Origin of the sequence: Pseudochelatococcus contaminans, assembly GCF_014195635.1 — a bacterium.
GTDB classification, from domain to species: Bacteria; Pseudomonadota; Alphaproteobacteria; order Rhizobiales; family Beijerinckiaceae; genus Pseudochelatococcus; species Pseudochelatococcus contaminans.
In genome coordinates this window covers 439,801-453,314 of sequence record NZ_JACICC010000001.1, presented here as the reverse complement: position 1 = coordinate 453,314, position 13,514 = coordinate 439,801, and the positions used below count along the sequence as shown (strand labels likewise).

The 13,514-nt window shown below is 61.5% G+C and carries 12 protein-coding genes; 5 read left to right on the top strand and 7 right to left on the bottom strand.

All coding sequences use genetic code 11. The features are described from left to right. Nucleotides 1-11: 11 nt before the first annotated feature. Entirely contained in the window at nucleotides 12-1,667 is a 1,656-nt protein-coding gene (locus FHS81_RS01895; RefSeq protein ID WP_183750328.1) for an acyl-CoA synthetase, read from the top strand. 141 nt (nucleotides 1,668-1,808) lie between these two features. Here FHS81_RS01895 and FHS81_RS01890 read toward each other — a convergent pair whose 3' ends face one another. Continuing rightward, nucleotides 1,809-3,980, bottom strand: a complete 2,172-nt coding sequence (locus FHS81_RS01890) for a malate synthase G (protein WP_183750327.1) — start codon at nucleotides 3,978-3,980, stop codon at nucleotides 1,809-1,811. Between the two features lie 120 nt (nucleotides 3,981-4,100). Then, a complete protein-coding gene (locus FHS81_RS01885) occupies nucleotides 4,101-5,471 on the bottom strand; it encodes an NAD(P)/FAD-dependent oxidoreductase (RefSeq protein ID WP_210281492.1) in 1,371 nt (456 codons plus the stop codon). Nucleotides 5,472-5,895: 424 nt separating this feature from the next. Between FHS81_RS01885 and FHS81_RS01880 the strand changes: the two genes are divergently transcribed. Further along, on the top strand, nucleotides 5,896-6,822 hold the full coding sequence (locus FHS81_RS01880; protein WP_183750326.1) for a cation diffusion facilitator family transporter: 927 nt from the start codon (nucleotides 5,896-5,898) through the stop codon (nucleotides 6,820-6,822). Between the two features lie 12 nt (nucleotides 6,823-6,834). Here the strand turns inward: FHS81_RS01880 and FHS81_RS01875 are convergent, their stop codons facing one another. Both FHS81_RS01875 and FHS81_RS01870 read right to left on the bottom strand, forming a co-directional pair. After that, nucleotides 6,835-7,815, bottom strand: coding sequence for a VOC family protein (locus tag FHS81_RS01875; protein ID WP_183750325.1), 981 nt, complete (start codon nucleotides 7,813-7,815; stop codon nucleotides 6,835-6,837). Between the two features lie 136 nt (nucleotides 7,816-7,951). Continuing rightward, nucleotides 7,952-8,800, bottom strand: a complete 849-nt coding sequence (locus tag FHS81_RS01870; RefSeq protein WP_183750324.1) for an SDR family oxidoreductase — start codon at nucleotides 8,798-8,800, stop codon at nucleotides 7,952-7,954. A 103-nt stretch (nucleotides 8,801-8,903) separates the two neighbouring features. Between FHS81_RS01870 and FHS81_RS01865 the strand changes: the two genes are divergently transcribed. The 3 genes from FHS81_RS01865 to FHS81_RS01855 all read left to right on the top strand — a co-directional run bounded on the left by FHS81_RS01865 (nucleotide 8,904) and on the right by FHS81_RS01855 (nucleotide 11,324). After that, nucleotides 8,904-9,413 carry a winged helix-turn-helix transcriptional regulator gene (locus FHS81_RS01865; RefSeq protein WP_183750323.1) on the top strand — a complete coding sequence of 170 codons (510 nt, stop codon included), beginning with the start codon at nucleotides 8,904-8,906 and terminating at the stop codon, nucleotides 9,411-9,413. Between the two features lie 122 nt (nucleotides 9,414-9,535). Then, complete coding sequence (locus tag FHS81_RS01860; RefSeq protein ID WP_183750322.1) at nucleotides 9,536-10,516, top strand: glutathione S-transferase family protein; 981 nt, start codon at nucleotides 9,536-9,538, stop codon at nucleotides 10,514-10,516. Between the two features lie 154 nt (nucleotides 10,517-10,670). Then, nucleotides 10,671-11,324 (top strand): trimeric intracellular cation channel family protein, encoded by a 654-nt coding sequence (locus tag FHS81_RS01855; RefSeq protein ID WP_183750321.1) that lies wholly within the window; start codon nucleotides 10,671-10,673, stop codon nucleotides 11,322-11,324. 46 nt (nucleotides 11,325-11,370) lie between these two features. Here FHS81_RS01855 and FHS81_RS01850 read toward each other — a convergent pair whose 3' ends face one another. The 3 genes from FHS81_RS01850 to FHS81_RS01840 all read right to left on the bottom strand — a co-directional run bounded on the left by FHS81_RS01850 (nucleotide 11,371) and on the right by FHS81_RS01840 (nucleotide 13,294). Continuing rightward, nucleotides 11,371-12,315 (bottom strand): 2-hydroxyacid dehydrogenase, encoded by a 945-nt coding sequence (locus tag FHS81_RS01850; RefSeq protein WP_183750320.1) that lies wholly within the window; start codon nucleotides 12,313-12,315, stop codon nucleotides 11,371-11,373. Between the two features lie 245 nt (nucleotides 12,316-12,560). Continuing rightward, nucleotides 12,561-12,839 carry a translation initiation factor IF-1 gene (gene infA / locus FHS81_RS01845; RefSeq protein ID WP_183750319.1) on the bottom strand — a complete coding sequence of 93 codons (279 nt, stop codon included), beginning with the start codon at nucleotides 12,837-12,839 and terminating at the stop codon, nucleotides 12,561-12,563. A 245-nt stretch (nucleotides 12,840-13,084) separates the two neighbouring features. Continuing rightward, nucleotides 13,085-13,294 (bottom strand): cold-shock protein, encoded by a 210-nt coding sequence (locus FHS81_RS01840; protein ID WP_183750318.1) that lies wholly within the window; start codon nucleotides 13,292-13,294, stop codon nucleotides 13,085-13,087. Nucleotides 13,295-13,514 lie beyond the last annotated feature (220 nt).

Here is a 13,514-nt window from a genome sequence, read left to right as displayed (position 1 = left end):
GGAGGAAACAAATGCCCAACTCGCAAACGACCAATCCGTATGAGACCGGCCTTGACAAGAACCCGGCTAACTATCAGCCGCTAACGCCGCTCACCTATCTGGAAAGGGCCGCGACGGTGTTTCCGTCGCAGGTCGCGATCATTCATGGCGCGTCCCGCTGGACCTATCGGGAGTTTTGGCACCGCTCCCTGAAGCTGGCCTCGGCGCTGGCGCAGCAGGGAGTTGGCAAGGGCGACACCGTATCGGTGATGCTCTCCAACACGCCGCCGATGCTGGAGGCGCATTTCGGCGTGCCCATGGTCAAGGCCGTCTTGCACACCATCAATACCCGCCTCGATGCTGCCGTCATCGCTTTTCAGCTCGACCACGCGGAAACGAAAGTTCTGATCGTCGACCGCGAGTTCTCCCATGTCATCAAGGAAGCGCTCGAACTCGCCACGGTGAAGCCGCTGGTTATCGACTTCGACGATCCTGAATATGGCGACGATGCGCCCTCCCCCAAGCGCGAACGCATCGGCACGCTGGATTACGAGGAGTTGGTCACGTCGGGCGACGAGACCTTCGCCTGGTCGCGCCCGGATGACGAGTGGAACGCCATCGCCCTCAACTACACTTCCGGCACCACCGGCAACCCCAAAGGCGCGGTCTACCACCATCGCGGGGCGGCACTGATGGCTTATGCCAACACGGTGCAGGCGAATCTTGGCCGCAAGCCGGTGTATCTGTGGACGCTGCCGATGTTCCATTGCAACGGCTGGTGCTTCACCTGGACGCTGGCGCTGACCGCCGGCACCCACGTTTGCCTGCGCTGGGTGCGGCCGAAGGGCATTTATGCCGCCATCGCCGATCACGGCGTCACGCATCTGTGCGGCGCGCCCATCGTGATGTCGGCGCTGTTGAATGCGCCCGCCGTCGACAAGCGCACCTTCCCCCAGACGGTGACGTTCAACACCGCCGCTGCCCCGCCGCCGGAATCCGTGCTGGCCGGCATGGCGGAGGCAGGTTTCGCGGTGACCCATCTCTATGGCCTCACCGAAACCTATGGTCCTTCCGTCGTGAACGAATGGCAACCCGAGTGGGATGATCTGGACAGCGACGCCCGCGCCGCGAAGAAGGCACGTCAGGGCGTGCGCAACTCCGCACTGGATGAGATCGCCGTCGTCGATCCGATCACGCTGGAAAAAGTGCCTGCGGACGGCGACACCATCGGCGAGGTCGTGTTCCGCGGCAACATCGTCATGAAGGGCTATCTCAAGAATCCGGAAGCGACACAGGAGGCCTTTGCCGGCGGATGGTTCCATTCCGGCGATCTTGGCGTGTTGTATCCGGACGGCTACATCCAGCTTCGTGACCGCTCGAAAGATATCATCATCTCCGGCGGCGAGAACATTTCCTCTATCGAGGTTGAAGAAGCCTTCTATCGCCATCCCGCCGTGGCGGCCTGCGCCGTTGTGGCCAAGCCCGATGAAAAATGGGGCGAAACGCCGGTGGCCTATGTCGACCTCAAGCCCGGCAGCACGGTGACGGAAGAAGAACTGATCGCGCACGCCCGCCAGCATCTGGCGCACTTCAAGTGCCCGCGCACCGTCATCTTTACGGAATTGCCGCAAACCTCGACCGGCAAGATCCAGAAATTCCGCCTGCGCGAAATCGCGAAGACGCTCTGATAAACGATACCCGCTGGCAGCGAGCCAGCGGGTTTGTTGCGGCTACCATCAATGGAAAGGCCGGTGAGCATCCTCACCGGCCTTTCGTTTTGCCCTTATGGGTTTATGGCGTTTCCCCGATAGAACAGCCGCGATAACGGCTTATCCGGCAAGCTTCGCCTTCAATTCCAGGCGACGCGCATGCAGCACCGGCTCGGTGTAGCCGTTCGGCTGTTCGCGACCTTTCAGGACCAGATCGAGCGCAGCCTGGAATGCGACGGAGCCGTCGAAGTCCTTGGCCATGGGGCGATAGAGCGGATCGCCGGCATTTTGCCCGTCCACAACCGCCGCCATGCGCCGGAAGGTCTCCAGCACCTGATCCCGCGTGATCACGCCGTGATGCAGCCAGTTGGCGATGTGCTGCGCCGAAATGCGCAGGGTGGCGCGGTCTTCCATGAGGCCGACGTTGTTGATGTCCGGCACCTTGGAGCAGCCGACGCCCTGATCGACCCAGCGCACCACGTAGCCGAGGATGCCCTGTGCGTTATTGTCGAGTTCGTGCTGGATTTCCTCCGGCGTCCAGTTAGGACGCGTGGCGACCGGCACCGACAGGATGTCGGAGAGCTTGGCGCGCGGGCGGTGACGGAGCGTTTCCTGCACCTCCGCGACATTGACCTTGTGATAATGCGTGGCGTGCAGGGTTGCCGCTGTAGGCGACGGAACCCACGCGGTGTTCGCGCCAGCCTTCGGGTGAGCGATCTTCTGTTCCAGCATAGCGGCCATCAGGTCCGGCATGGCCCACATGCCCTTGCCGATCTGCGCGTGGCCGGAGAGGCCGCATTCGAGGCCGATGTCCACGTTCCAGTTTTCGTAAGCGCCGATCCAGGCGGCCTGCTTCATGTCGCCCTTGCGGATCATCGGGCCGGCTTCCATCGAGGTGTGAATCTCGTCGCCGGTGCGGTCGAGGAAGCCGGTGTTGATGAACACGACGCGCTCACGCGCCTGGCGGATCGCTTCCTTGAGGTTGATAGTGGTGCGGCGTTCTTCGTCCATGATGCCGACCTTGATGGTGTTGGCCGGCAGCCCCAACGCCTGCTCGACGCGCGTGAAGAGCTGCGTCGCGAACGCGACTTCCTCCGGCCCGTGCATCTTGGGCTTTACCACGTAGAACGACCCGGCGCGGGAATTCTGCCGCCGTCCCTCTTCACCGATATCATGCAGGGCGATCAGCGCCGTCACGAAGGCATCGAGGATGCCTTCCTGAATCTCGCGGCCATCCTGATCCAGAATGGCAGGGTTGGTCATCAGGTGGCCGACGTTGCGCACCAGAATCAGCGAGCGGCGGTTCAGCAGGAAGTGCGAGCCGTCGGGTGCGGTATAATCGGTGTCCGCGTTCAGCTTGCGCGTGAACGTCTTGCCGCCCTTGCTGACCTCTTCCGTCAGGTCGCCCTTCAGCAGGCCAAGCAGATTGCGATACACGCCGACCTTATCCTCGGCATCGACGGCGGCGACAGAGTCCTCGCAGTCCATGATCGTGGTGATCGCCGATTCCAGCCACACATCCGAGATATGCGCCGGATCGTCCTTGCCGATAGCCGTAGTCGCGTCGATCAGGATCTCGATGTGCAGGCCGTTCTTGCGCAGCAGAAGGCGGGTCGGCGACACGGGCTCGCCGAGATAACCAGCGAACTGCTCCGGATCGGCAAGCGCCGTCGCGGCATCATCGCGCAGCGTGACAGCCAGCACGCCCGACGCGACCGTAAACGAGGTCGCGTCTTTCCAGCTTGCGCCAGCCAGCGGCACGGATTCGTCGAGGAACTCACGCACCCATGCAATCACCTTCGCGCCGCGCGTGGGGTTGTAGCCCTGCCCCTTTTCCGCGCCATTGGTCTCGGGAATCGCATCGGTGCCATAAAGCGCGTCATACAGCGAACCCCAGCGGGCATTGGCGGCGTTCAGCGCGTAACGCGCGTTCGACACCGGCACGACAAGCTGCGGACCTGCGATATGCGCGATTTCAGCGTCGACATTCTCCGTGGAAACCGTGAAGTCCGGCCCCTCGGGCAGCAGATAGCCGATTTCGCGCAGGAAAGCCTCATAGGCTGCCTGGTCGGAAGGCGCGCCATTCGCGCGGTACCACTCGTCGAGCTGGGCCTGAAACGCGTCGCGCTTTGCCAGCAATTCCTGGTTGCGGGGCGTGAGGTCATGCACGATGGCCGACAGCGACGAGAAAAACTGTTCCTCGTCGATCCCCGTGCCGGGTAGCGCTTCATTGACGATGAAATCGTGCAGCTTCTCGTCCACTGCCAAACCGTGCCGATCAATCCTGGCCATCAGATCCTCCCCGTTATCGCATATGATGCCTGCCTGCCATGATATGTTCCCCAGACGCGGAGAAGATCAAGCGGGACAAACGTCAAATGACTTGTGCAGCAGACGAAACAATGCCCCGCGCTATTGCGCGGATGGCGGCAGCGGCGGCGGTGGCAGCGGCTCAGGCGCTGGTGATGCTGGCGCAGGCGCTGGTGGCGCAGACGGGCGCTGCGGCGCGATCGCAGCGCTTCCCTGCGTGATCAGCCGCGAACCGCTTTGCGCGCGCAGATAGATCCACAGCCAGCTTATGGCCACGTTCAGCCGGTTCCGCACGCCGATGAGGAAGTAGATGTGGGCGATGCCCCAGATCCACCACGCCAGCGCGCCTCGCAGCTTGATCTTTCCAAAGTCGATGACCGCGAGTCGCTTGCCGATGGTGGCGAGGTTGCCCTGATGATGGTAGCGGAATGGTCCCGCGCTCGCCTTGCCTTCCAGCCGGCGGCTGATGGTTTCCGCCACGTATTGGCCCTGCTGCTTGGCCGCGGGCGCGATGCCGGGAACCGGCTTGCCATCCGCGCCGACCACGGACGCCGTGTCGCCGATCACGAATATTTCCGGGTGGCCGGGCACCGTGAGGTCCGGTTCCACCTGCGCGCGCCCGGCACGGTCGGCTGACGCGCCAACCCACTGCGCCGCCGGAGATGCCTGCACCCCGGCTGCCCAGATGATGGTGCTCGCCTCCAGCGTATTGCCACCGTAGGTCACGCCCTCGGCATTGCAGTCCGTCACCGGGTGGCCGACGGAAACCTCCACGCCCAGATTTTCGAGCGCCTTTTTGGCATATTCGGACAGGTCTTCGGTGAATGCAGGCAGCACGCGCGGACCGGCCTCGATCAGCACAACCCGCGCCTGACGGGTGTCGATGTTGCGGAAATCCTTGACCATCGTGACGCGCGCCAGTTCGGCGATGGCGCCGGCCAGTTCAACGCCGGTCGGCCCCGCGCCGATGATGACGAAGTTCAGCAGAGCGGCGCGGCGGGCCGGATCGGTCTCGCGCTCCGCCTTCTCGAAGGCCAGCAGAATGCGCCGCCGCAGGGTCGTGGCATCTTCAAGCCCCTTGAGGCCGGGTGCGAAGGGTTCCCAGTCGTCATGGCCGAAATAGGCGTGACGCGCGCCGGTGGCGAGCACCAGCGTGTCATATGGCACTGTCGATCCGTCATCGAGCACCACTTGCCGTGCGTCCTTATCCACCCCGGCAACGGATGCGAGCAGCGTCGTGACCTCGGGACGCGCCCGCAGCAGACCACGGATCGGCCATGCGATTTCGGACGTCGTCAGCGAGGCGGTCGCCACCTGATAGAGCAGCGGCTGGAACAGATGGTGGTTGCGGCGATCCAGCATCGTGATGCGCACGGGCGCATGGCGCAGGCGATGCACCACCTCCAGACCACCGAAACCCGCACCAACGACAACGACATGGTGACGATCAGAAATCACTTCCGATGCGGGCATCGGCGAACTCCTTGTTTTGAGCCAATGAAGACTGCCTGACTGGCATGGAAATTTATAGCAGCGATTTAAAGTAATTATTACGAAGCAGGCACCACCCTGCACTAGAATCGCGGCTATAAGAGCACAATCTTCGCGCCTTCGTAACAAATTCCTCAAACATTAAACTATTTCAAATCTATATGCTTTTATGTTGCGATGATGACAGTCATTGCATATCGCAAATTTTTTACAAAACAACGATGGAGAACCGAGTTTTGAAGAACCGGCAACATCGGGGCTTACAAGCCACGGCTTGACATCAACGGGGCGCATCAGCAGTCTGCCGGTGCAATTCAACAGGAATGCGCCCAACAATCAGAACCCTGGACTGTTTTCGCGTTTCAACGAAACGTGGACATGGCCTCATCCCCTCTGGCCGGCCTTCATGAACCGCGAACAATATATCCTGCGCGTTTCCATCGTCGTCACCGTCATTCTCGCAGGCATCGGCGTGGCGTTCGGTCTGCTGGCGGGTTCGACATCCATCATCTTCGACGGCATCTACACGCTGACCGATGCGGTGATGACCATTCTCGCGCTGCTGGTGGCGCGTCTCATCGCGTTGTCCCAAGCCAGCGGCCCGACATCGCGCAAGCTCGACGAGCGCTTCACCATGGGTTTCTGGCACCTGGAGCCGATGGTGCTGGGCCTCAACGGCGTGCTGCTGATGGCGGCGGCCACCTATGCGCTCATCACGTCCATCGACAGCTTCCTCAACGGCGGCAGGCCGCTATCCTTCGATTACGCCATTATCTATGCGACGATTTCGCTGGTGTGCGAGGTGAGCATGGCGATTTACGTGCGCCGGGCCAACAGGTCTGTGGGATCGGATCTGGTGGCGCTGGACGGGCGCGCGTGGGTGATGCCCGCCGGGCTGACGTGCGCGCTGCTGTTCGCTTTCGGCGCGGGTTATATCATTCAGGGCACGCGCCACGAGTGGATATCGCCCTACATCGACCCGGCCGTGCTGGCGCTGATGTGCCTCATCATCATCCCCGTTCCCATCGCCACGGTGCGGCAGGCACTGGCCGATATCCTGCTGGTGACACCGCGCGACCTGAAGCTGGAAGTCGACACCGTGGCGCGGGAGATGGTGAAGCGCTTCGGCTTCTCGTCCTATCGGGCTTATGTCGCACGCGTTGGACGCGGCAAACAGATCGAACTTTTCTTCATCGTTCCGCCCAACGGCCCGGCGCGGCGGCTGGAGGAATGGGACGCCATGCGCGACGAGATCGGCGAGGCGCTTGGCGAGGAGAGCCCCGATCGCTGGCTGACCATCGTCTTCACCACTGACCTCGAATGGGCGGAATAAACCGCCGCATTGTCATGCCGAAGCCGCCAGCAGGCGCACCCGTATGCCCCATGGGTCAATGGCCTCGATACCATCGTCCCTCACCGTCACCACGGCCCCGCTGGCGGATAACCTTTCGGACTGCGCCTCGGCGATAGCGCGTCCGCCAACCCGGAGCGAGAACCAGTCGAGCCCCGTGCTGCGTGGATCGCGCAGCCCCGCGCCGGCGCTGTTCCAGATGTTCAGCGCCACATGATGATGATAGCCGCCCGACGACAGGAACGCCGCATCGGCCCGCTGCCCCCGTGTGGAAGCAAGGCCCAGCCCCTGCTCATAGAACCGCCGGCCCTCCGCAATGGCGCCGACGCGCAGATGAATGTGTCCGATGCGCAGCCCCGCAGGTGCGCCGGTGTAGATATCCCGCTCGGGCGTCGTGAGATCGAGAATGCCGTCGATATCCAGCGGGTGCGTGCCCATGGTGACGACATCGCCATTCCACTGCCATTCGCTGGCCGGGCGGTCGGCATACACCTCGATGCCATTGCCCTCGGGATCGTTCAGATACACCGCCTCGCTCACATTGTGATCGGCGAAACCGGATAGCGGCACGCGTGTATGCGCGGCATGCACCAGCCATTCCGCAAGGCTCCGGCGATCCGGCATCAGGAACGCGATGTGAAACAGCCCGGCCTGTGTCGGCGGCTCGAAAAACGCATCGCCCGCATCGACAAGCGTCAACAACGGCACCCCCGGAACGCCGAGCACCGAATACCCCGGCCCTTCCTCTAATAACGCAAGGCCGATAGCCTCGCGGTAGAATGCGGCAACCGTATCGCGCCGACGCACGCGCAGCGCCGCTGCGGCCACGCTGATGGGCGTGCTGTTGGCGAAACCCGGCCCCGGCGTAAAGACGCTGCCGCCGCCTTCCGCGCGCACGGCCCCGGCCATCGCCGCCGTTACCGAAGCCGCACCAGCCAGCCTTAAAAGCGCTCTGCGAGTGACGATCGAACCCATAAACCGATAACCTTTCCAACATCACATCCCAGCATCACGCTGGCGCTGCGGCCCGCATGGTCTTTCCGCTGAAAAACGGAAAGACCACCAATTGGACGCGCAGACACCTCACATCAGCGTGACGGCAAGGGCCGTATCAGGTCCGCAATGCCGACGCGACAGCATCCTTCAGCGACGTGGTCGGGCGACCGATCAAGGCCGAAAGCTGTCGACCGTCATCGAACAGCGCGCCCTCTGCGGCCCCGGCATCCCACGATGCAATCGCAAGGGCCAACGGCTCTGGAAGCCCGGCGCTTTTCAGAACAGCCGCATAGTCTGCTTCCGAAAGATTGTTGCAGGGGATGTCCTTGCCGGTCTGGCGCGAGATTTCGGCAGCAAGATCGGCCAGCGTATAAGCTTCGTCGCCTGCCAGCTCATAGACCTTGCCGGCGTGCCCCTCGCCCGTCAGAACGGCAACCGCCGCCTCCGCGAGATCCGCCCGTGTCGCCGACGCGATCCGGCCTTCGCCCGCACTGCCGGAGAGCGCGCCCACCTTGACCGCAACCGGCACGGAGCCGGTGTAGTTCTCGGTATACCACCCATTGCGCAGGATAACGTGAGGAACGCCGGATTCCGCCAGCGCCTCTTCGGTCGCAACATGTTCGGACGCCAGGCTCAGCGGCGACGTATCGGCATGCAGCAGGCTGGTGTAGACGATTTCCTTCACCCCCGCCTTCCGGGCGGCATCGATGACATTCCGATGCTGGGCAGCGCGCTTGCCGATCTCGTTGGACGAGATGATCAGCAGCTTGTCCACTCCCACAAGTGCCTTCTCAAGCGTCTCCGGCCGCTCGTAATCGGCCAGACGCACGTCGACGCCCAAATCGGCTCCCTTGGCCGGGTTACGAACCAGCGCGACGATGGACGCCGATGGAAGCCTGTCCCTCAGGCCCGCGATAACGAGGCGGCCAAGCTGGCCGGTGGCTCCGGTGACGGCAATAGTCATGCTGCTTTCCTTTGGTTCTCTGACGGGTTGTTTCCATATGTGGCAAATGCAATATACCCATCATGCGAACGCTTCGTAAGTACACACAAAAAGGTAAGCATGGATGATTCCTCCTCGGGCAACCGCGCAGCGGGACAACTTGGAGCCGCATAACTTTGAACCGAACAACCTGGAGCCGAACAACCTGGAGCCGGGTCACGAAGGCGAACCGCTGCTGGGGTTATCCGACAAGCTCAGACGCGGAGATGTGCTGGCAACGGCCTGCCCGTCACGCGCCGTGCTGCGGCGTGTGACCAGCCGTTGGGGCGTGCTGGTTCTGATTGCGCTTCAGTCGGGCACCTATCGTTTCAGCGAATTGCGCCGCAGCATCGGCGGCGTCAGCGAGCGCATGCTGGCCCAGACCCTGCAAGGGCTTGAGGCCGACGGCTTCGTCGCGCGCCGCGCTTATCCCGTTGTGCCACCGCATGTCGAATACAGCCTGACGCCCCTTGGCGCGGAGGTGGCGGACAAGGTGCGCGTATTGGCCGACTGGATTGAAATGAACCTGCCGCGCATCTCCCAAAGCTGGCCGGATGGAACAACTCCGCCATCCACGGATGCAGAGGCCTCATAAAACCGGCATAGCGGCATGCTATTTCTCCACAGCGCGCGTTCAACCCGGCGCATCGACCTGGACACAAACTGCTGTATCCTGCCGCCGATGACCGACGAACCGCCGATAGCGAGGGCAAACCAATGCTGGTAAACGGAAAATGGACGCAAGACTGGCAGCCGGTCCAGAAGTCCGATGAAAAAGGCGGTTTCGTTCGGCAGGTTTCCGGCTTCCGCAACTGGATCACGCCGGATGGCAGTGCCGGCCCCACGGGTGAAGCCGGTTTCCGCGCCGAAGCGGGGCGCTATCACCTCTATGTCGCGCTGACGTGCCCCTGGGCCTCGCGCACGCTGATCGCCCGGACGCTGAAAGGCCTTTCGGACATCATCTCAGTCAGTGTCGTCGAGCCGGAACTGACCGAGCAAGGCTGGCGCTTCGGTGACTACCCCGGAGCCAATCGCGACACGCTGAACGACGCGACGTATATCCACGAGATCTACACGCTGGCCGACCCCACCTATACCGGCCGCGCCACCGTGCCGGTGCTCTGGGACAAGGAACGGAAGACCATCGTCAACAACGAGTCCGCCGACATCGTGCGGATGTTCAATACAGGCTTCGGCGATCTCGCAAGCTCTGCCTTCGATCTCTATCCGCAGGCGTTGCGCGCAGAGATCGACGCGCTCAACGACAGCATCTACCCGCGCCTCAACAACGGCGTATATCGCGCAGGTTTTGCCACCAGGCAGGGCGCTTATGAGGAGGCTTTCCTTGACGTTTTCAACGCCCTCGATGATCTGGAAAAACGGCTTGCGGCTGGCGGACCATTTCTTTTCGGCGAACATTTCACCGAGACGGATATCCGCGCATTCGTGACGCTCGTGCGTTTCGACGCCGCCTATTACGGGCTGTTCAAATGCAATCTGCGCCGTCTGGCGGATTATCCGGCCCTCACCGCCTATCTTCTGCGCGTGCTCGACGTTCCGGGCGTCCGGGAGACCGTCAATATCAATCACATCAAGCACGGATATTATTCCATTCGCGCGCTCAACCCCAACGGCATCGTGCCCGTGGGACCGAATTTACCCGGATTGGACCCGGTAGCCGACCATCTTAAGGCGTAGCAATAACATCCGGACTGAAAACACTATGTTTACCGGGCGCCGCTTCACAACTCAGACCACTATGCCGCGACATTATTTGTTATAATACTAATACTTAATGCAATACACATGTAAAAATCAAATAAACGAAGCCGTCCGGTGCGGAGAGAACTGAATGGACCTTGACTTGATTACCAGCCCGGAACCGGATGACGTTCTGCATATTCTTTACCTCACCGCAATTACGGCCGAGGCGATGACCGCTGCTCTGGCTGCGGGAAGACGCCAGATGGATTGGGTCGGCGTCTACATGCTGGGTTGCGTCACGGCGCTTGGCGGCGGGTCGGTTCGGGATGTCGTCCTCGGCCACTATCCTCTTTCATGGGTCGCACACCCCAACTACCTGCTGATCACCGGCGGAGCCGCGCTGGCCACGATTGCGATTGCCCGCTACGTGCATCATCTGCGGCATATGTTTCTGTTCCTCGATGCAGTCGGTCTCGTCGTGTTCACCGTCATCGGCTGCAAAGTCGCCATCGGCCTCGACCTGCCATTCATCGTGGTGATCGTGTCCGGCATGCTCACAGGCTGCATGGGCGGTGTGCTCCGCGACGTCTTATGCAACGACGTGCCGCTGCTGTTCCGCGCCGAACTGTATGCGACAGTATCGATCCTGACAGGCTTACTCTACGTCGGCGGCGAAATGGCCGGCCTGCCGTATAACCTCGTGCTGGCGACCTCAATGAGCGCAGGTCTCGCCCTGCGCCTGCTGGCGCTCCGTTTCGGCTGGAGCATGCCGAAATTCATCTACACCCATGACTTGCATTGAACCGTGGTTTTAATGGCTGCAGATAAACCCGTCTGATCGGACGGCCTTAATACCCGCGTGATCGGTCGACCAGACCTTCGGGCACTTCTCCCGCCTCAATGGCAATGATCTGGTCGGCGATGCGCCGGGCGATCGCATCCGGATTGCTCACTGCAGCGTTATGAGGGGTGATGACGACAGACGGATGATCCCACAATGGCGAGTCCACAGGCAGCGGTTCGGTTTCGAAAACATCGAGCGACGCCGCGCCGAGCGTCCCGTCGCCCAAAAGCTCAAGAATATCCGCCTCGTTCTGCAAGCCACCCCTGCCGGCATTGATCAGCGCAGGCCGACCCAGTCTGCCGTCGCGCGCCAGTCCGCTTAGAAGTTTGCGGTTCAGGATACCCCGGGTTTCATCGGTCAGCGGCAGCAGGGAGACGAGAATGTCTGTCCGCGCCAGAAAGGCCGGCAATTGCGCCGCACCGGCATACACCCGGAAGCCCTCAACCTCTTTGCCGCCATACGACCAGCCCGCAACATCGAAACCGACAGCCGCCAGTTTCCTAGCAGCATCCTGACCGAGCACACCAAAGCCCAAAAGCCCGACCCGCACATCTCCCGCCGCGGGCTGAAGATAATCCGTCTCCCAACGGTGCAGACGCTGATTGGCCTGATCGCGCAGCAAGCCGCGCAGATGCAGCAGGCAGTGAAGGACGACGTATTCGCTCATCCGTGTCGTCAGGTCAGTGTCGATGATGCGGAATACCGGCACGGCAGGCAGATCAGGATCGCGAAACAGGTGGTCCACCCCCGCCCCCGGCGAAAGGATAGCGGCCAGATTGGGCAACCCGCTGAGGCTGCGCGGCGGATGCCCCCAGGCGACGGCATAATGAACGCTGCGCCGATCAAAAGGCTCGCCAAGCGCGACAATGTCCATATCCGGCAGCAGCGCGGCAAACCGCTCGCGCCATATCTCGATAGGCCAATCGTGCAAGGCCAGCAACACACTCATCGTTATCTCCCGCAACTGTCGCAGGATGCATGCTGACAAGAACAGCCACCAACTGCAAGCGGGATTGCGGCCACGCACTTAACCAAAGACAAAAGCGCATTTGGCCAAGATGCCACCGATTGATAACGCTTCAACAAAAATCAGTCAGGCCAAACGCCAAAAGCCCCGATGAGACTCATCAGGGCTTATCCGTGACAACCAGCGACAGGCTGGGCCAGCGGCGGCTGCCGCAGCCCAATGCCGGATCAACGACGGCGGAACTGGGGACGAGCGGAGGATCCGGCCGGGCGCGGGCCAGCGTGCTGTTCGCGATGCCGGAAAATCAGCCGTCCCTTTTCAAGGTCATACGGCGACATCTCGACGGTCACGCGATCGCCAGCGAGCGTCTTGATACGGTGCTTCTTCATCTTGCCAGCCGTATAGGCGACAATGGAATGCCCCGTGTCGAGCTGCACCCTGTAACGGGCATCAGGCAGAATTTCGGTCACGAGACCTTCGAATTCCATTACTTCTTCTTTAGCCATCAACATACCTTCTGTTGGCCGAGCGCTCTGTGCGATCGTAAAGAGCAGGCCACATTGGCGGCTGCCTCCGGATCGTCACGCGTGGACATTGTTTACCATGGCCGCGCAGCGGCGCGGACTCCACCGGCCTGTCCGGACCTGACCGGAAACACGCCATCGGCATCTGATATAATGTATTTCAGGCGAAGCAACAACGCCCCGCCTGAAAAAGCACGTCAAATGAACTCAGGTGCGTTTGATGCGTGTCACTGCACTTGCAGGTTGACTGCCGATTCGCGTCCGGTGCGACGATCGGTTTCCAATTCGTAGCTGATCTTCTGGCCATCAGCCAGGGAGTTCAGGCCGGCGCGCTGAACGGCCGTCACGTGAACGAAAACGTCCTTGCCGCCGGCGTCGGGCTGAATGAAGCCATAGCCCTTCTGTTCATTGTACCACTTCACGGTGCCGGTAACCATGTTATCAATCCTTACAAAAACATATACGTTGGGTGAAGCGCTCGCGCCCACCCGGTTAGTCGAATCTTGGAGCTTTGCTGAACAGCTGCCCGGCATAACTCAGGCTACGGCCCAGGCATCTAGCCAAAGTCGATGTGCCAGCGTAATTTTACGCAGCGCACTTGGCAAGCCTTTCACGCGTAAATGACGCAAATGTCCAGCGCTTTGAAGGCATAAGCCA